The sequence below is a fragment of the Cytobacillus sp. FSL R5-0377 genome (genome assembly GCF_038004385.1).
Lineage (GTDB): Bacteria > Bacillota > Bacilli > Bacillales > Cytobacillaceae > Cytobacillus.
In genome coordinates this window covers 2095694-2113804 of the sequence record NZ_JBBORA010000001.1, presented here as the reverse complement: position 1 = coordinate 2113804, position 18111 = coordinate 2095694, and the positions used below count along the sequence as shown (strand labels likewise).

General features: G+C 43.9%; 13 protein-coding genes and 1 pseudogene. 11 read left to right on the top strand and 3 right to left on the bottom strand.

The window, feature by feature from the left end; all coding sequences use genetic code 11:
* Window positions 1–47: 47 nt before the first annotated feature.
* The 9 genes from NSQ49_RS10845 to NSQ49_RS10805 all read left to right on the top strand — a co-directional run bounded on the left by NSQ49_RS10845 (window position 48) and on the right by NSQ49_RS10805 (window position 12782).
* Entirely contained in the window at window positions 48–1790 is a 1743-nt protein-coding gene (locus tag NSQ49_RS10845; protein WP_251284347.1) for an adenine deaminase C-terminal domain-containing protein, read from the top strand.
* Between the two features lie 93 nt (window positions 1791–1883).
* Window positions 1884–2939 carry a DUF3048 domain-containing protein gene (locus tag NSQ49_RS10840; RefSeq protein WP_251284338.1) on the top strand — a complete coding sequence of 352 codons (1056 nt, stop codon included), beginning with the start codon at window positions 1884–1886 and terminating at the stop codon, window positions 2937–2939.
* A gap of 28 nt (window positions 2940–2967) precedes the next feature.
* A complete protein-coding gene (locus NSQ49_RS10835) occupies window positions 2968–3276 on the top strand; it encodes a YerC/YecD family TrpR-related protein (protein WP_035333268.1) in 309 nt (102 codons plus the stop codon).
* 150 nt (window positions 3277–3426) lie between these two features.
* Complete coding sequence (locus tag NSQ49_RS10830; protein ID WP_251284337.1) at window positions 3427–4113, top strand: heptaprenylglyceryl phosphate synthase; 687 nt, start codon at window positions 3427–3429, stop codon at window positions 4111–4113.
* Window positions 4114–4185: 72 nt separating this feature from the next.
* The gene (gene pcrA, locus NSQ49_RS10825) at window positions 4186–6423 is read left to right on the top strand and encodes a DNA helicase PcrA (protein ID WP_251284336.1); all 2238 of its coding nucleotides are present in this window, start codon (window positions 4186–4188) and stop codon (window positions 6421–6423) included.
* 41 nt (window positions 6424–6464) lie between these two features.
* The gene (gene ligA, locus NSQ49_RS10820) at window positions 6465–8471 is read left to right on the top strand and encodes an NAD-dependent DNA ligase LigA (protein WP_251284335.1); all 2007 of its coding nucleotides are present in this window, start codon (window positions 6465–6467) and stop codon (window positions 8469–8471) included.
* Between the two features lie 15 nt (window positions 8472–8486).
* Window positions 8487–9656 (top strand): CamS family sex pheromone protein, encoded by a 1170-nt coding sequence (locus tag NSQ49_RS10815; protein WP_159871303.1) that lies wholly within the window; start codon window positions 8487–8489, stop codon window positions 9654–9656.
* 911 nt (window positions 9657–10567) lie between these two features.
* A complete protein-coding gene (pruA, locus tag NSQ49_RS10810) occupies window positions 10568–12115 on the top strand; it encodes an L-glutamate gamma-semialdehyde dehydrogenase (protein ID WP_251284334.1) in 1548 nt (515 codons plus the stop codon).
* Window positions 12116–12230: 115 nt separating this feature from the next.
* Window positions 12231–12782: a cysteine hydrolase family protein gene (locus tag NSQ49_RS10805; protein ID WP_159870728.1), complete on the top strand. Its 552-nt coding sequence runs from the start codon at window positions 12231–12233 to the stop codon at window positions 12780–12782.
* Between the two features lie 96 nt (window positions 12783–12878).
* Here the strand turns inward: NSQ49_RS10805 and putP are convergent, their stop codons facing one another.
* Both putP and NSQ49_RS10795 read right to left on the bottom strand, forming a co-directional pair.
* Window positions 12879–14348, bottom strand: coding sequence for a sodium/proline symporter PutP (putP, locus tag NSQ49_RS10800; protein WP_159870725.1), 1470 nt, complete (start codon window positions 14346–14348; stop codon window positions 12879–12881).
* Window positions 14349–14794: 446 nt separating this feature from the next.
* A pseudogene (locus tag NSQ49_RS10795) lies at window positions 14795–15091 on the bottom strand (STAS domain-containing protein); the annotation flags it as partial.
* A 523-nt stretch (window positions 15092–15614) separates the two neighbouring features.
* Between NSQ49_RS10795 and aceA the strand changes: the two are divergent.
* Both aceA and NSQ49_RS10785 read left to right on the top strand, forming a co-directional pair.
* Window positions 15615–16904: an isocitrate lyase gene (gene aceA / locus NSQ49_RS10790; RefSeq protein ID WP_341070734.1), complete on the top strand. Its 1290-nt coding sequence runs from the start codon at window positions 15615–15617 to the stop codon at window positions 16902–16904.
* A 215-nt stretch (window positions 16905–17119) separates the two neighbouring features.
* On the top strand, window positions 17120–17554 hold the full coding sequence (locus tag NSQ49_RS10785; protein WP_159870716.1) for a YueI family protein: 435 nt from the start codon (window positions 17120–17122) through the stop codon (window positions 17552–17554).
* Window positions 17555–17675: 121 nt separating this feature from the next.
* Here the strand turns inward: NSQ49_RS10785 and NSQ49_RS10780 are convergent, their stop codons facing one another.
* Entirely contained in the window at window positions 17676–18032 is a 357-nt protein-coding gene (locus tag NSQ49_RS10780; RefSeq protein WP_159870713.1) for a cupin, read from the bottom strand.
* Between the last annotated feature and the right edge of the window lie 79 nt (window positions 18033–18111).

Sequence of the window (18111 nt, the reverse complement as noted above, 5' to 3'; positions counted from 1 at the left end):
TGAAAACAGAGTATTTATATATAGAAATCAACAAGGGAGGGAGTATGGTGCTGGAACAGCGTTACCGTTGGAAAAACAGGCACTTGCGTGAACATGTTTCCGTATTGGACGGAAAATTGTCACCGACGATATTACTTAAGAACGCTCGTTATCTGAACCAGGCACTTCGCAAATGGATAACAGCAAATATATGGATTTATGGCGACCGGATAGTTTATGTGGGCGAAAAGCTGCCCGAAAAAACAGATCGGAGTGAGATCATTGATTGCACTGGTCTTACGCTCGTTCCCGGATATATCGAGCCGCATGCCCATCCATTTCAATTATATAATCCCCATTCCCTGGCGAGCTATGCATCGCAGTTTGGTACCACAACCCTGATTAATGACAATATGGTGCTTGCTTTACAGCAGGATAAAAAGAAAGCGTTTTCCTTTTTGAGGGAAATGAGAAACATGCCTGCTACAACCTATTGGTGGTGCCGGTTTGACGCTCAAACAGAGATCCAGCACGAAGAATCTGTTTTTTCACATGGAAACGTTAAATCATGGCTTGAGCATGATGCTGTGCTCCAGGGTGGAGAGCTTACAGGGTGGCCGAAGCTATTGGATGGCGATGATATGATGCTCCATTGGATTCAGGAAACAAAGCGGATGAGGAAAAAGATTGAAGGGCATTTTCCGGGGGCATCTGAAAAAACGCTTGCAAAGCTTATGCTGCTGGGCGCGGATTGTGACCATGAGTCAATGACTGGGAAAGATGTGTACAATCGACTTTTGCAGGGATATACCGTATCACTCAGATATTCGTCCATCCGTCCGGATCTGCCGGTTTTATTGGAAGAAATGCATGAAATCGGAATTGATCAATATGATCGGATGGTATTCACAACAGACGGTTCCTTTTCCTCCTTTTATGAGCAGGGAATCATTGACCATATGATTCGCATTGCCATAGATAAAGGAGTGCCAGTTATTGATGCTTATAATATGGCAACCATTAATGTGGCCCGCCATTATGGAATCGATTATTTACATGGCTCCATTGCGACAGGAAGGGTTGCCAATATCAATTTCCTGTCAGATAAAAGCGAGCCAACCCCTATATCTGTTATTGCCAAAGGGGAATGGGTGAAGAGAGACGGTGAAAACCTGCATGCCTATAAGCCTATAGAATGGGAAGAATACGGCTTTGAACCGCTGGAGATTGATTGGGAGCTGACGGCTGATGATATGCAATTCTCCATGCCTTTTGGGATAAGACTTGAGAATGCGGTCATTACGAAGCCCTACTCCATCACAATTGACGTTTCAGCCGAAGAGCTGGATCGAGATCATGATGAATGTTTCTTCATGCTGGTAGACCGGAATGGAAACTGGCGCATTAATACCATACTGAAGGGTTTCTCGCAAAGCCTGGATGGAATGGCCAGTTCATTTTCCAATACTGGTGATATCATCTTAATTGGAAAAAACAAAAAGGAAATGCTAAATGCATTTAACCGGCTAAAGGAAATTGGCGGAGGCATTGTCATATCTGAAGGGGGGAGTATTGTCCAGGAGATGGAGCTCCGCTTAAAAGGCATCATGTCACATAAAAATGTGGAGGATTTAATGAAGGAAGAAAAACAGCTTGTGCATTATTTGCGTGATCAAGGTTATAGACATGAAGATCCAATGTACACGCTGCTCTTTTTCTCTTCAACTCATCTGCCTTATATCCGAATTACTCAGCAGGGAATGTATGATGTCATGAATAAAACGGTACTCTTTCCGACGATAATGCGTTAAAATATGAAAGAGAAGGAATAGAGAGAGATCAAAACTGCTCAAGGGAGCTAACATAGAAAGTGCATAAAAAGCTACAATCTTACGGGGTGAAAAATGTTAAAAAGATGGATAGCTATATCGGCAGCGGCATTGTTTCTCGTTTCTGGATGCAGTAAAGAAAAAGCAGGGGAGCCGGCAAAGCAGGAGACGGAAAAAGCGGAAGAAGCGACAAAAGGAGTCAGCTCTGAAAATGAACTTCCATTTCAGTATCCGCTCACAGGCATCGGGTCTGAAACCGAAGTGGATGGAAGGGCTGTCTCGGTGATGATCAATAACCATCCGAAAGCCCGTCCGCAATCTGGTATTAATCAGGCTGATATCGTCTACGAAATGCTGGCAGAAGGTGACGTGACTCGTTTTCTTGCTATTTTTCAAAGTGAGCGGCCCGAAATGATAGGACCTGTCAGAAGTTCCAGGGACTATTATATTGAGCTGGCCAAAGGCTTTGACAGCCTCTATATTGCGCATGGATACAGTCCGGAGGCCAAAGAATTGCTGGATCAGGGGTATGTAGATAACCTGAATGGGATGCACTATGACGGTACATTGTTTAAAAGGGAAAGCTTTAGACAGGCTCCGCATAATTCCTATATCTCTTTTGACAATGTGCTGAAGGGTGCCAAAGAAAAAAATTATGCGATGGACGATGAACCGAAATCACTTGAATTTCTGTCAAAGAAAGAGGTAAAGGCAATTCAGGGAGAGAAAGCTGACTCTGCCATGGTCTCCTACCGGGATAATGAATTATTCAATGTCATCTATGAATATGATGAAGGACTTGGGAAATACAAAAGATATTCCAACGGTGAGCTAACAGCTGACTACAAATCCGGGGAACCTGCATTACTCGATAACATTTTCATCGCAGAAGCGGATCATCAGGTGGCTGACAGCGCAGGCCGCCGTGATATTAACTTAACTTCTGGGGGAAAAGGTTATCTCCTTCAAAAAGGAAAAGTGACTGAGGTGCAGTGGGAAAATATTGACGGACGAATTCTGCCTGTCTTAAACGGCCAGCAGGCTGGACTGGTGCCGGGAAAAACATGGATCAACATCGTTCCATCAAACCCAGGGCTGGAGCAAACGGTTTCCTTTGATGCTAAACAATAAACTGTAAAATAAAGGGGTATGCAAATATATGCAAATTGATAAGCTAAGAGGCAAAGAACTCGATCAGTTATTTAAGTCTGTTTTATCTTTAAAAGATCTGGAAGAGTGCTACCGATTCTTTGACGACTTATGTACAGTGAATGAAATACAATCTCTGGCCCAGCGCCTGGAAGTAGCACGCATGCTTCGCGAAGGAAAAACGTATCATAAGATTGAAACAGATACGGGTGCCAGCACGGCAACCATTTCCCGTGTAAAGCGCTGCCTCAACTATGGAAATGATGCATATGAAATGGCATTGGAAAGAATCAAAGAAGAAGAAGCTGAAAAGGCGTAAATATTTGTTTTTGCCTAAACCGATGGGGCTGGTCCCGCGGTTTTTTTCTTTGTCTTCAATCCTTCCAATGGCGCTTCAGCTTTTATTTTTTATTCCTAATCTTAAATGATATAATGATGAAATGGAATGATAGAATGGAGGCAATTTTGCATGTATGATGTTCGCGAATGGAGCCACGTTTTCAAGCTCGATCCGGATAAAAATATATCAGATGAAGACCTGGAGATGATTTGCGAGTCAGGGACCGATGCGATAATTGTGGGCGGAACAGACGGAATCACGCTGGAGAAGGTGCTGGATTTAATGGCCCGCATCCGCAGATACACGGTGCCCTGTGTGCTGGAGGTTTCAGCAATTGATTCCGTTACTCCGGGGTTTGACCTGTACTTTATCCCGACAGTTCTTAACAGCCGGGATGTGAAGTGGGTTACAGGCCTTCATCAGGAAGCTGTAAAAGAGTATGGGGATATTATGAATTGGGAAGAAATCCTTGTTCAGGGCTATTGCATCCTCAATGAAGAATGTAAAGCTGCACAGGTCACCAACTCACGTACAGATTTATCGCTTGATGAGGTGAGAGCATATGCCATGATGGCAGAGAAAATGTTCCGCCTGCCAATCTTCTATCTGGAATACAGCGGAACGTACGGAGATGCCGAAATGGTCGCAGAGGTGAAAAGTACACTGGAAGAAACCGTATTATTTTACGGAGGCGGCATCCGGAATGCAGAACAGGCAAAAGAAATGGCTGAGCATGCAGACGTCATTGTGGTCGGAAATGTTATTTATGATGATCTGCAGGCGGCATTGGCCACAGTCAAAGCTGTTCGTGCTTAATTCAGGTTGCTGATGGGCAGCAAACAAGATAAAATATAAGAACATATGTTTCTATGGTGGTGAAGAAAAGGAATGCAATTTTTATCAGATAAATTATTGAACGGACTAAACCCGCAGCAGCAAAGTGCGGTAAAAGCAACTGACGGACCACTTCTTATAATGGCAGGAGCGGGAAGCGGAAAGACAAGAGTTCTTACGCACAGGATTGCTTACTTAATGGTGGAAAAGGGTGTGAACCCCTACAATATTCTAGCAATCACATTTACTAACAAAGCAGCACGTGAAATGCGTGACCGGATTCATAATATGATGGGCGGAGCTGCAGATGATATCTGGATTTCGACGTTCCACTCGATGTGTGTGCGGATTTTAAGAAGAGATATTGACCGGATTGGCTATAACCGAAATTTCACGATTCTGGATTCAACAGACCAGCAATCCGTTATTAAATCGATCCTGAAGGATAAAAATCTGGATCCAAAGAAATTTGATCCGCGTGCTATTCTGGGATCAATCAGCTCGGCAAAAAATGAATTGATCACTCCTGAAGAGTATGCGAAAACAGCCGGAGATTATATTCAGCAGGTTGCAAGTGATGTATATACCGAGTACCAAAAGAGATTAAGGCGCAACCAGGCGCTAGATTTTGATGATCTTATTATGATCACGATTCAGCTGTTCCAGCGAGTTCCGGAAGTGCTGGAATATTATCAAAGAAAATTCCAATACATTCATGTGGATGAGTATCAGGATACAAACAGAGCGCAATACATGCTTGTAAAGCTGCTGGCAAGCCGATTTAAGAATCTATGTGTAGTCGGTGACTCGGACCAGTCTATTTATAAATGGCGCGGTGCAGACATTGCCAACATCCTTTCCTTTGAAAAGGATTATCCTAATGCGCAAACCATCATGCTTGAACAAAATTACCGTTCAACAAAAAGGATCCTGCTGGCTGCGAACGAAGTCATCAGCAAAAACTTGAACAGAAAGCCGAAAAATCTATGGACCGAAAATGCTGAAGGCAATAAGATTTTCTACTATCGTGCCGACAGCGAACAGGGAGAAGCGCAGTTTGTTGCAGGCAAAATCAAGGAATACATCAGCACCGGCAAGCGAAGCCCTTCAGATATCGCGATCTTGTACCGAACCAATGCACAATCCCGTGTAATGGAGGAAGTGCTGTTAAAGTCAAATATAGAATACTCCATTGTCGGCGGCATCAAGTTCTATGACCGCAAAGAAATCAAGGACATCCTTGCTTATCTGCGCCTGATTGCCAATCCGGATGATGATATCAGTCTTCAGCGTGTAATTAATGTGCCAAAGCGCGGAATCGGCTCCGGTTCAGTTGATAAAATCGCCAACTTTGCACAGCTTCATGAAATGAGCATGTTTGAAGCACTCGAATCTATTGAATTGATTGGCTTGAGCCCAAAAATTACAAAAGGGGCCATTGAATTCAGGGATCTGGTTAAAAACTATACTCAAATGCAGGAATACCTATCTGTGACGGAACTGGTGGAAGAGCTTTTGGAGAAATCAGGCTACCGTGATATGCTGATTGCCGAGAAATCCATTGAAGCACAGAGCCGCCTGGAAAACATTGATGAATTCCTGTCGGTTACAAAAAACTTTGAAGAAGCCAGCGAAGATAAAACGCTTATTGCATTTCTAACTGATTTGGCGCTTGTGGCTGACATTGATAAATTGGATGATGATGGCGAAAAAGCCGAATCTGTTGTTCTTATGACACTTCACTCAGCAAAAGGGCTTGAATTCCCTGTTGTCTTTTTATTAGGCCTTGAGGAAGGGGTATTCCCTCACAGCCGTTCGTTAATGGAAGAGTCTGAAATGGAAGAGGAGCGGCGCCTTGCTTATGTGGGAATCACCAGGGCCGAAGAGGAGCTTTTTATTACGAATGCTCAAATGCGCACTTTATTTGGACGCACGAATATGAATCCGCCGTCCCGATTTATTAAAGAAATACCTGCTGATTTGCTGGATGGCCTTGAACCTGCTAAAAAGCCGTCTCCATTTGGCTCATCGCCGTTTGGTTCTCCTTCTGCTTCTGCTTCAAGAGGAGCACAGGTTCAGCGGAAAGCAGTGATCCGTCCATCCGCTTCGAACACAGGCGGAGACGATATAGCCTGGAAGGTTGGCGATAAAGCACAGCACGGAAAATGGGGCACAGGTACTGTTGTCAGTGTGAAAGGGTCCGGCGAAGGAACAGAGCTGGATATTGCATTTCCAAAACCGGTGGGCATTAAGCGCCTGCTGGCAAAATTTGCACCAATTACAAAGGCATAATCCCCCTGTATTTTTAATGGATTATAGAAAGGGTTGAATGTATGGACCTTCAATTGGCAGAAAAAAAGGTGAAAGATCTGCACAACCTTTTGAATCAGTATAATTATGAATATTATGTTCTTGATCAGCCCTCTGTTCCAGATGCTGAATACGATAGGCTGATGAGGGACCTGATTGAGCTTGAAGAGCAGTTTCCTGAGCTGAAAACAGAGGATTCTCCAACACAGCGGGTTGGAGGGGAAATCCTTGATATGTTTGAAAAAGTGGAGCATCAGTCGCAGATGCTCAGTTTGGGAAATGCCTTCAATGAACAGGATTTAAGAGACTTCGACCGCCGTGTCCGCCAGGGTGCCGGAGAAGAAGTTTCTTATGTATGTGAATTGAAAATTGATGGACTGGCTGTCTCTCTTCGCTATGAGGATGGTTTATTTATTCTCGGTGCCACACGCGGTGATGGAACCATAGGCGAAAATATTACAGCTAATCTAAAGACAATTCGTTCGATTCCTCTCCGGCTGAAAGAGAGCGTTACAATGGAAGTTCGCGGTGAGGCATTCATGCCAAGGCGTTCTTTTGAGAAATTGAATAAAGCGAAAGAGGAAAATGGGGAAGAGCCTTTTGCCAATCCAAGGAATGCTGCAGCAGGATCATTAAGGCAGCTTGATCCGCGCCTGGCAGCAAAGCGTAATCTCGATATTTATGTCTACGGTATAGCGAATGTAGGGGATACAGGCGTTGTATCTCATAGCGATGGACTGGACTATCTGGATAGCCTTGGATTTAAAACAAATAAAGAACGCAAAAAATGTGAAAGCATCGAGGAAGTTATTGAATACGTACAGGGCTGGACCGACAAACGTCCAAATTTGTCTTATGACATTGATGGCATTGTAATCAAGGTCGATTCACTTGAGGCGCAGGAGCAGCTGGGCGCTACGGCGAAAAGCCCACGCTGGGCCATAGCTTATAAATTCCCTGCCGAAGAGGTTGTTACCAAACTAAGGGATATTGAATTAAGCGTAGGGCGGACTGGCGTAGTTACTCCAACTGCACTTCTTGATCCTGTCCGTGTTGCCGGGACGACTGTTCAGAGGGCTTCACTTCATAACGAAGATTTGATCCGCGAAAAAGATATTAAGATTGGCGATCAGGTTGTTGTAAAAAAAGCTGGAGATATCATTCCCGAAGTTGTGAATGTACTGGCAGATAGGAGAACGGGTGAGGAGCAGGATTTTAATATGCCGAAACATTGTCCGGAATGTGAGAGCGAACTGGTCCGCCTTGATGGTGAAGTGGCTTTGCGCTGCATCAATCCAAAGTGCCCGGCCCAAATCAGGGAAGGCCTTATTCATTTCGTTTCCCGCAATGCCATGAACATTGATGGTCTTGGTGAAAAAGTAATCAGCCAGTTATTTGCTGAAAACCTGATTAAAGATGTGGCAGATATCTATAAATTAACGTATGAACAGCTCATCAAGCTTGAAAGGATGGGCGAAAAATCGGTAAATAATCTTCTTCAGGCCATTCAAAACTCAAAAGGCAATTCTCTTGAAAAATTGTTATTTGGCCTTGGAATCCGTCATGTGGGAGCAAAGGCAGCCAAAACGCTTGCCCAGGAGTTTAGCCATATGGGGGCTCTTGAAAAAGCATCCCGGGACGATTTAACAGCAATTAATGAAATTGGTGAAAAAATGGCGGACAGCATTGTTTCCTTCTTTGAACAAGAGGAAGCCCATGAACTGATTGCCGAGCTGAAAGCAGCCGGAGTCAACATGGCTTATAACGGGCCAAAGCCAGTTTCAGCCGAAAGCTCAGATAGCTTTTTTGCAGGGAAAACAGTAGTATTGACAGGAAAGCTGGAAATCATGAGCCGAAATGAAGCAAAAGACAAAATAGAGGCGCTTGGAGGCAAAGTTTCCGGAAGCGTCAGCAAAAAAACTGATGTTGTGATTGCCGGGGAAGATGCCGGATCCAAACTGACGAAAGCTCAGGAGCTGGGTGTAGAGGTTTGGAACGAGGAGAGACTGGTTGAAGAATTAAATAAGTAAGAGGGTGTAAGCTCCGTGAAAAATCTCATAATGCTTGCTTTATCCCTAACCCTTCTGCTCGCTGGCTGTGCGCCTAATTTTAATAAGCAGGAGGAAGTCGTTCAGGAAGACAAGAACGAAAAGGATAAGGCAATCATTCCGAACTATAAAATTTCTGAAAAGTATTATCGAACGCTGCTGCCATTTGAACCAAGTGAGTCCAGAGGCCTTGTGGTTAATAATATAAGCACTAAATATGACATTAATGAATTTGAGACCGGACTAATGCGAGTCGCACAGAACACGTTTGATCCGGATAAATATTTATTCCAGGAAGGGCAGTATCTAGAAAGAAGCACAGTCCAGGCCTGGCTGAACCGCAAATTCACTGACGATCAGCTGAAGGAACGAGACATGAAAGCCGAAGACAATATTGGCTTAAATCCAATGATTGCAGATGGCGGAGATATTGAAAAAAATAACGAAAAAAGCCCAATATACCTGGCACATATACTTGAGCACAACTATCTGCTGAAGAACGACGATGGAAAAGTGGGACTTGGCGGAGTTGTGATCGGCCTTGCCATGAACTCTGTTCATTATTATCAGAAAGAACAATATGGCGCGACTTTTGAAACGGACATTAAACGGTCTGTTATTGAACAGGAAGGCAAAAAGATGGCCGAGGAAATCCTTCAGAGAGTACGGCAAATCAAAGGCCTGAAGGATGTGCCGGTAACTATTGCTTTGTTTGAACAGCAATCAAGAACATCAGTTGTGCCGGGAAGCTTCTTTGCATACGCGACAGCAGACAAAGGAAGCACGAAGCTGGGAGGATGGGAAGATATCAATGAGAAATATGTCCTTTTCCCTTCAAACACCGCTGAAAAAAACCATCGTGATGATTTAACAGCTTTTCTTAACTTCAAGCAGGATGTGGAAACATACTTCCCTAACTTCAATGGAGTTATTGGAAAAGCTTTTTATGCCCAGGATCAGCTGCAGGAAATCAATATTGATATCCCAATCCAGTTCTATGGGAAAGCAGAAGGTATTGGATTTACACAATATGTGACAGGGCTTGTAGTCAAACACTTCCCTGAATACATCTCAGTCCAGGTAAATATCTCATCGGTCAACGGCCCGGAAGCACTTGTAGTCCGGAAAGCAGACCAAAGTGAACCATTTGTCCATATCTATCATTAAAACTATGATGCCCAGAAGTGCATACTATGCACCTTCTGGGTTTTTTGTGTTTTGAGGGAGCTGGATTTGCTGTGATGGTGGAAAAGGAAGGGGATAAGTTCGCCAAAGAGGTTTCAGGGAGCATGAAAGGAAGAAGCCTGAGGGGGATGGTCGCCCGAGAGGCTTCATCGTGCCCAAAAAGGAGGATCCCGAGGAAAATGGTTGCCCAAGGGACTTCATGACGCCCAAAAAGGAAGGAGCCGGAGGAAAATGGTCGCCCAAGAGGGTTCATGACGCCAAAAAGGAAGGAGCCGTAGGAAAATGGTCGCCCAAGTGGCTTCATGGCACCCAAAAAGGAAGAAGCCCGAGGAAAATGGTCGCCCAAGAGGGTTCATGGCGCCCCAAAAGGAAGGATCCCGAGGAAAATGGTCGCCCAAGAGGGTTCATGGCGCCCCAAAAGGAAGGAGCCGTAGGAAAATGGACGCCCAAGAGGGTTCATGGCGCCCCAAAAGGAAGGAGCCGTAGGAAAATGGTCGCCTATGAGCATTCTTGGTGCCCAAAAAGATAGATGCACAAGGAAAATAGTCACCATAGAGAGTTCTTAGCTTCTAATAAGCAAGAAGTTCTAGAACACTGGCTTTCACCGGCAAAAAATATGAATTTTGTCCAATACAGCACAAAAAAAATTATATAACAGTTTTATCCAACCCAACCCATTAGAGCCTCGACTCCTTATCCTTCTAGGTGAAGCAGCAACTTCGCCATGAAGATGTTAATATATAACATCCGCGGAGAATGTTTGAAGATAATGTTATTTTCATGTTAATATAGTGTTTGGATGAAAACGTTTTAAGAGAGTAGCAGACCATGCTCCAGCATGTCTATGTTATTATCGGACGTTTTCATATTTGTACACTCAGGAGGCGGTAAAAATGGTACAACCTTATAAGCATGAACCATTCACGAATTTTAAAGAAGAAGAAAATCGTGAAGCATATTTAAAGGGTTTACAAACTGTAGAAAGCTATTTGGGCCAGGATTATGATCTTTTAATTGGCGGAGAGCGCATTTCTACTGAAGATAAAATTGTATCCATCAATCCTTCTAATAAAGAAGAAGTAGTTGGCCGTGTTTCAAAGGCAAACCGCGAGCTTGCGGAAAAAGCGATGCAGGCTGCTGTGGAAGCATTCAAAACATGGAGAAAAGTGAAGCCGGAAACACGTGCAGATGTTTTATTCAAAGCTGCTGCGATTATCCGCCGCCGCAAGCATGAGTTTTCTGCCCTTTTAACAAAGGAAGCAGGTAAGCCTTGGAATGAGGCAGATGCTGATACTGCGGAAGCGATTGACTTCCTTGAGTACTATGCACGCCAGATCTTAAAAATTAAAGACGGTGTTCCAGTTAACAGCCGTCCAAACGAATATAACCGTTATGACTACATTCCATTGGGAGTGGGCATCATCATCTCCCCTTGGAATTTCCCGCTTGCGATCATGGCCGGCACTACTGTTGCCGCAATCGTGGCAGGAAACACTGTTCTATTAAAACCAGCTTCCACTACACCGGTTGTGGCTGCGAAATTCGTAGAAGTGATGGAAGAAGCAGGACTTCCGAAGGGCGTTCTAAACTTCGTGCCGGGCAGCGGGGCAGAAGTGGGCGACTACCTGGTTGACCATAAAGATACCCGCTTTATCTCCTTCACAGGTTCACGCGACGTGGGACTTCGCATCAACGAGCGCGCTTCCAAGTTAAATGAAGGCCAAATCTGGCTGAAGCGTGTCATCGCGGAAATGGGCGGCAAGGACACCATCGTTGTCGACAAAGATGCAGACCTTGAATTGGCTGCAACTTCCATCGTAGCATCTGCTTTCGGCTTCTCCGGCCAGAAGTGCTCTGCATGTTCACGTGCCGTTTTAGTAGAAGATGTTTATGATCAGGTTCTTAACCGTGTGGTGGAACTGACAAATGAATTAACGCAGGGCAATCCGGAAGACCAGAGCAATTATATGGGTCCAGTTATTGACCAGGCTGCATTTGATAAGATCATGAGCTACATCGAAATCGGTAAAGAAGAAGGCAAGCTGATGACAGGCGGAGAAGGAGACAGCTCAACAGGCTTCTTCATCAAGCCGACTGTATTTGCTGACCTTGCACCGGATGCACGCCTTATGCAGGAAGAGATCTTTGGTCCAGTTGTTGGTTTCACAAAAGCAAAAGATTTCGACCATGCGCTTGAAATAGCGAACAACACAGAGTACGGCTTAACAGGAGCTGTGATCACACAGAATCGCGAACACATCCAAAAAGCGCGCGAGGATTTCCATGTAGGAAACCTATACTTCAACCGCGGCTGTACAGGTGCGATCGTTGGATACCAGCCATTCGGCGGATTCAACATGTCAGGAACTGACTCTAAAGCGGGCGGACCTGACTACATTCTTCTGCATATGCAGGCGAAGACTACTTCTGAAATGTACTAATAAAATCTCCGATTGGAGACGGGAACAGCAACTTGGTTGCTGTTCCTTTTTTATTGGATATTCAGCACTTTGGAGTTTATGATGAAAATAGCCTATAGATTGGAGTGATGCAAAAATGCCAAACAAAGGTTTGATCAATATTGATTACACAAATGATTTCGTAGCGGAAGACGGTGCCCTGACTTGCGGTAAGCCTGGCCAGGTGCTGGAAAAGAAAATCTCAGAGCTCACGCAACAGTTTATCGAAACTGGGCAATTCACTGTTTTCGCCATTGATGTTCATGATGAAGGAGACACCCATCATCCGGAAACAAATTTATTCCCGCCGCATAATATCAGGAACACGAGTGGAAGAAATCTTTACGGTACATTGCAGCTGGTTTATGAAACCAACAAGGAAGCTGAGAATGTATATTTCATGGACAAAACAAGATACTCCGCATTTGCAGGAACGGATCTCGAGATAAAATTGAGGGAGCGCGGTGTAGAGGAAGTGCACCTGGTCGGTGTATGCACCGACATTTGCGTGCTTCATACAGCAGTCGATGCTTATAATAAAGGGTTTAAAATAGTCATTCATAAAGATGCTGTTGCATCATTTGACCAGGAGGGTCATGAGTGGGCCTTAAGGCATTTTGCAAATACGCTGGGAGCAGAAGTAATGTAAATTCCTAGTTTGGGCCGGCATTGCCCAAGCTGGAGGCTGTAAGCAAACGGCTTACATACAAAAAACCCTCTCCACATAGGAAGAGGGTTTCTGCAATTAATTTTTAAGTGTAGACTTATATCGATTGTACTGCTCCTGAACTTCCTTTGAAGGTGCCTTATCGAACAAGCTGACAATGATGATCGCCAGACCGGCAAATATAAAGCCGGGCGCCAATTCATACAAGTCAAACAGGCCGCCGGTAAGCTGTGCCCAAACAATTACTGTTACAGCACCAACAATAATGCCGGCTAGCGCCCCATTTCGCGTCATGCGTTTCCAGAACAGGCTCAGAATGATAACCGGCCCGAAGGCTGCACCAAATCCGGCCCATGCATAACTGACAAGTTCAAGTACTTTACTTTCAGGGTTATACCCTAAGAAGATGGCAATAATAGCTATGCCCAGTACAGCAATTCTGCCAACAATCATTTCTTCCTTTTTGGAAGCATTTCTTCTGAAGATAGATTTATAGAAATCCTGTGCCAATGCACTTGAAGAGACGAGCAATTGAGAGTCAACTGTGCTCATGATTGCTGAGAGAATGGCTGCTAATAAAAATCCAGCTACCCAAGGATTAAATAGTACTTGTGAAAACACGATGAAAACTGTTTCAGAATTCGCAAGCGGTGTATCTGCAAAGTACGCTATTCCGGCAAAACCTACAAACAGTGCTCCGAACAGAGACAGGACCATCCACGACATACCTATCAAACGGGCTTTAGGAACATCCTTTGTTGATTTTAATCCCATAAAACGAACAAGTATATGCGGCTGCCCAAAATAGCCCAGACCCCATGCAAGCAGTGAAACAACGCCAACAAACGTGGCTCCTGAGGTGACATCCAAATGTGTTGGATCTATTGCACTGATTTGATTTAATGTTTCATTCCATCCGCCAAGCTCTTGAATCGCGACAATTGGAATAATAATCAGGGCTAAGAACATTAATATACCTTGGATGAAGTCAGTCCAGCTGGCTGCCAAGAACCCGCCGAATAGTGTGTATGACAAAATAACAGCAGCTCCAACCCAAAGTGCGAGAGTATAATCCATCCCGAATGAATTTTCTAATAGAATGGCACCCCCAACTAGACTGGAAGAAGTATAGAAAGTGAAAAAGATTAATATAACGATTGCGGAAACTACCCGAAGCAATTTCGAGGTATCATGGAACCGGTTCTCAAAATACCCGGGAACTGTAATTGAATCGTTGGCTACCTCCGTGTATACACGTAATGGCTTCGCTACAAACTGCCAATTCAGATAGGCACCAACCGCCAAACCAATTGGAAGCCATATTTCACCCATACCGCCTAAGTAAACAGCTCCTGGAAGTCCCAGCATTAACCATCCGCTCATATCAGATGCCCCGGCACTTAAGGCTGCAACTCCAGCACCAAGACCTCGCCCGCCTAGCACATAATCAGATAAATCTTTAGTCATTCTGGCTGCAAGCACACCAATCAGCAGCATGCCGACCAGATAAACAATAATGGCAATTAACGTTGGTACATTTATATCCATATCTATTTATCTTCTCCTTTCAACAAAATATGAGATGCCTGATAGTACGATCAATAATGGCATTGGAATAAGAAGCCAAAGCCATGTCGCCATAGTGAAATCCATATGTTCGCCTCCATTTTTCTATTAGTATCCCCATTTTCTATCCCAATTGAATCTAAGTGAAAAAACATTCTTTATACAGTTACATGCAATTTTGTGATTTTAGAAAAAATCAATTTGGGGAAAATTCCACTTTGAAAAGACGTTTATTATCATAACATAGTTAAGGTGCAGGAACAAAAAATCTAAAAAACTATAAAGAAATAATTGTATAAAAATACGTTATTTCGCATTAATTTTCTGATATATCTACTATATCAACATATCTATTCATCCAAATTTATAAAATTAAGTTGGCTTGCAGGGAGGGTTTTGGGTTAAATAAAAAAGACCCGGCAGGTCCCTCAAGGGTTAATATTGATTTTATTAAGTACTTTTACTAGAGCGTTTTCAGTGATAATGTCCGTAAAGTCTATTCCAAGCTGAATGGCTGTCTGAGCAGCTTCAGGACGGATGCCGAGCAGGGTTGATTAAACACCGATAAGTTTTAGTGAGACGATTACCTGGAAAATTTGGTAAGAAACCATGGTGTCGACCATGATGCCCCCCGACAGGTCAATGATTAAATGACTAATCCCCAGCTTTACACTCTGCTGAAGAGTCGATTCCATAATAAACTTGGCCCGTTCTGTATCAATATCCCGATCAGCGGAAGTCTGCATTGTCCAATTAGCTATCGTTTCCTTCATTTCCTCTTCTGTCTGAAGCAGCGATTTTGCTCATCCACTTTCTTTACCCTTTCAGGAGGGGCATCGGAAGAGTAGTCAGATCCTGCCTTTCCACCTTGAAAGCTTCTCCAATCCTTCGTCATTTCAGATGCTTTTTCCACAAAGATAATTATATAAAGAGAGACTTCTATCTTTCTCCTTCATGTATCAAATTGATATCTAAAAACAAAACCAACACTCTATATCATAGCACAGTGAATGAAATTGAATAAAAACGGTTAAAACAATCTGTAAATTTAGAGTTTTTTTAAAATAAGGGCTTCCCATTCTAAAATAACTGTTATATAATACAAAACATAGATAATTAATTGTTTTATAACAACATAGAGTTATATCATAACAGGTTAATTACGTCTATCTGTTATGATACAGAGTTGTAGTGCATCCAGGTTCTTGCTGAAGTTAATTTTTGAAATCAAAAGGAGGATTTAATCAAATGTCAGATGAAAGAGTGCGTCAGTTGCAGGAAAGCTGGGAAATGGATGAACGCTGGAGCGGAGTAGAAAGGCCGTATACTGCTGAGGATGTCATTAAGTTAAGAGGGTCAATTGATATTGAACATACATTAGCACGCCGTGGAGCAGAGAAGCTGTGGAAGCTTGTCAATCAAGAAAATTTCGTTAATGCATTAGGGGCGTTAACAGGAAATCAGGCAGTTCAGCAGGTTAAGGCCGGGCTAAAGGCCATTTACTTAAGCGGCTGGCAGGTTGCTGCTGATGCCAACCTGTCCGGAAATATGTATCCGGACCAAAGCTTATATCCGGCCAACAGTGTACCAAATGTCGTAAAAAGGATTAATCAGGCCCTTCAGCGTGCTGACCAGATTCATCATATGGAAGGGGATCATTCCATTGACTGGTTTGCTCCAATTGTAGCAGATGCTGAAGCAGGGTTCGGTGGCCAGCTTAATGTATTTGAGCTTATGAAAGGCATGATTGAATCGGGTGCCGGCGGAGTACATTTTGAGGACCAGCTTTCATCTGAGAAGAAATGTGGACATCTTGGCGGGAAGGTATTGCTTCCAAGCCAGACCGCTGTTAAGAACTTAATATCTGCAAGGCTGGCAGCGGATGTTATGGGTGTGCCGACTGTTATTGTCGCCCGGACTGATGCTAACGCGGCCGACCTGATTACAAGTGATGTGGATCCGTATGATGCACCTTTCATTACGGGGGAACGCACTCCTGAAGGGTTCTTCCGGACAAAAGCAGGACTCGACCAAGCGATCGCTCGGGGATTGGCGTATGCTCCTTATGCCGACCTGGTATGGTGTGAAACATCTAAGCCGGACCTTGATGAAGCAAGACGTTTTGCTGAAGCAATCCACGAAAAATTCCCAGGCAAGCTGTTAGCGTATAATTGCTCTCCTTCATTCAATTGGAAGAAAAAGCTGGATGACGAAACGATTGCCAAATTCCAGGTGGAGCTTGGCAAAATGGGATACAAATTCCAGTTCGTTACTTTGGCAGGATTCCATGCACTGAACCATAGCATGTTTGAATTGGCACGCGGCTATAAAGACCACGGAATGGCGGCGTACTCTGAGCTTCAGCAGGCTGAGTTTGCCAGCGAAGCTCATGGATACACGGCGACGAGACATCAGCGCGAAGTGGGCACCGGCTATTTTGACCAGGTTTCAATGGTCATTACTGGAGGAACTTCCTCGACAACAGCTTTAAAGGGATCTACTGAAGAAGAACAGTTTACTGAAAAGCAGGAAGCTTAGTTTTTACCCGAATGTAACTTGATTTTTCACCTGTATATTCTCCTATTTTGAACCTCTCTTCCATGGAAGGGAGGTATTTTTTGATTAACAGGCAGGCACAGTACCTCCTGCAAAAACATACATATTATATAGGCGAAATTTGAAATAGGGCATAATAGTGAATACAATGAAAACAATGAAAACAATGAGGTCATATAAGGATGGAGGATATACAATTGGCTGAAAATATAGATGATTATCTTCAACAGGGGATTCATGGACAGAAACAAACCAAGCCTGATGAGCGCCGCAAGTTTCTTGGCTCGCTTCGGGAGAGGGTAGTCATTGCCCTAAAGCAGCCGCAGATGAGGGAAGATGGAATCTATCCTCAGGTGGAAGAAGCTATTAAAGCTAACCGCAAAGCTCATCTTTATTTGAATGGGAATATGAGCTACTCCTATTTATCAAAATATATAAAACTGGCTTCGGCCAATAAAGTAGAATATACAATTGTCACCAACAAAGATCATAATTCAGAGATCGGGCTCGTTCTTGCCTATGACTATGCGATTGATAAACCGGAAATATTTGTGGAGAGGAAAACGGTTAAAGCAGAGGCGGAAAAGCCGAAAAAAGGCGGCCTATTTGCCAAACTATTCAAGCGTAAATGAGCAGCGCTGCCACGCTGCTCTATTTTTTTAGGTGAAGGGATCGTAATACCGGCCGAGATGCAGGACTTTCGGCCAAACGCAATAAAATACCGGCACGACTTCGGCACTTCCTGGCCAAAGCCTATTCCAAGGGCTTCAGATACAGATGCGGATCCAAATCAGGACCTTCAATCACAATGGCAGTCATTCCAAGGTAAGAGCCTGATTCGTGTTCCTCGCCTTCAGACCAATAAACTGCGGTGCCTTTTTGGACTGCAATTTGCTCACCTCCAGCAGTTTTGACCCATCCTTCACCGTCAACGATGAGAAATAGCTGAGGACATGCTGCCGGGTGCATGCCTAAAACACTATTATCCTTAAGGTAGATGCACCCAACAGTAGCAGTTTTGTTTCTGATAATCGGGCTGATGCTGGTATTGTGGCTGCTGAATTGAGTAATTTCCCTGCCGACACCCAAATCAAATCGGAAAAAATCCATAATCGCACCTCCTGTACATATGGTCGCATCCCAAGTTATTCGGTTTCGCTTTTCATTTATCCTCTAAAAAGAGATGCAA

Coding starts and splice junctions, on each gene's coding strand:
- NSQ49_RS10840 (WP_251284338.1), top strand. CDS start 1,884: ATGTTAAAAAGATGGATAGCTATATCGGCAGCGGCATTGTTTCTCGTT.
- NSQ49_RS10835 (WP_035333268.1), top strand. CDS start 2,968: ATGCAAATTGATAAGCTAAGAGGCAAAGAACTCGATCAGTTATTTAAG.
- NSQ49_RS10830 (WP_251284337.1), top strand. CDS start 3,427: ATGTATGATGTTCGCGAATGGAGCCACGTTTTCAAGCTCGATCCGGAT.
- pcrA (WP_251284336.1), top strand. CDS start 4,186: ATGCAATTTTTATCAGATAAATTATTGAACGGACTAAACCCGCAGCAG.
- ligA (WP_251284335.1), top strand. CDS start 6,465: ATGGACCTTCAATTGGCAGAAAAAAAGGTGAAAGATCTGCACAACCTT.
- pruA (WP_251284334.1), top strand. CDS start 10,568: ATGGTACAACCTTATAAGCATGAACCATTCACGAATTTTAAAGAAGAA.
- NSQ49_RS10805 (WP_159870728.1), top strand. CDS start 12,231: ATGCCAAACAAAGGTTTGATCAATATTGATTACACAAATGATTTCGTA.
- putP (WP_159870725.1), bottom strand. CDS start 14,348: ATGGATATAAATGTACCAACGTTAATTGCCATTATTGTTTATCTGGTC.
- aceA (WP_341070734.1), top strand. CDS start 15,615: ATGTCAGATGAAAGAGTGCGTCAGTTGCAGGAAAGCTGGGAAATGGAT.
- NSQ49_RS10780 (WP_159870713.1), bottom strand. CDS start 18,032: ATGGATTTTTTCCGATTTGATTTGGGTGTCGGCAGGGAAATTACTCAA.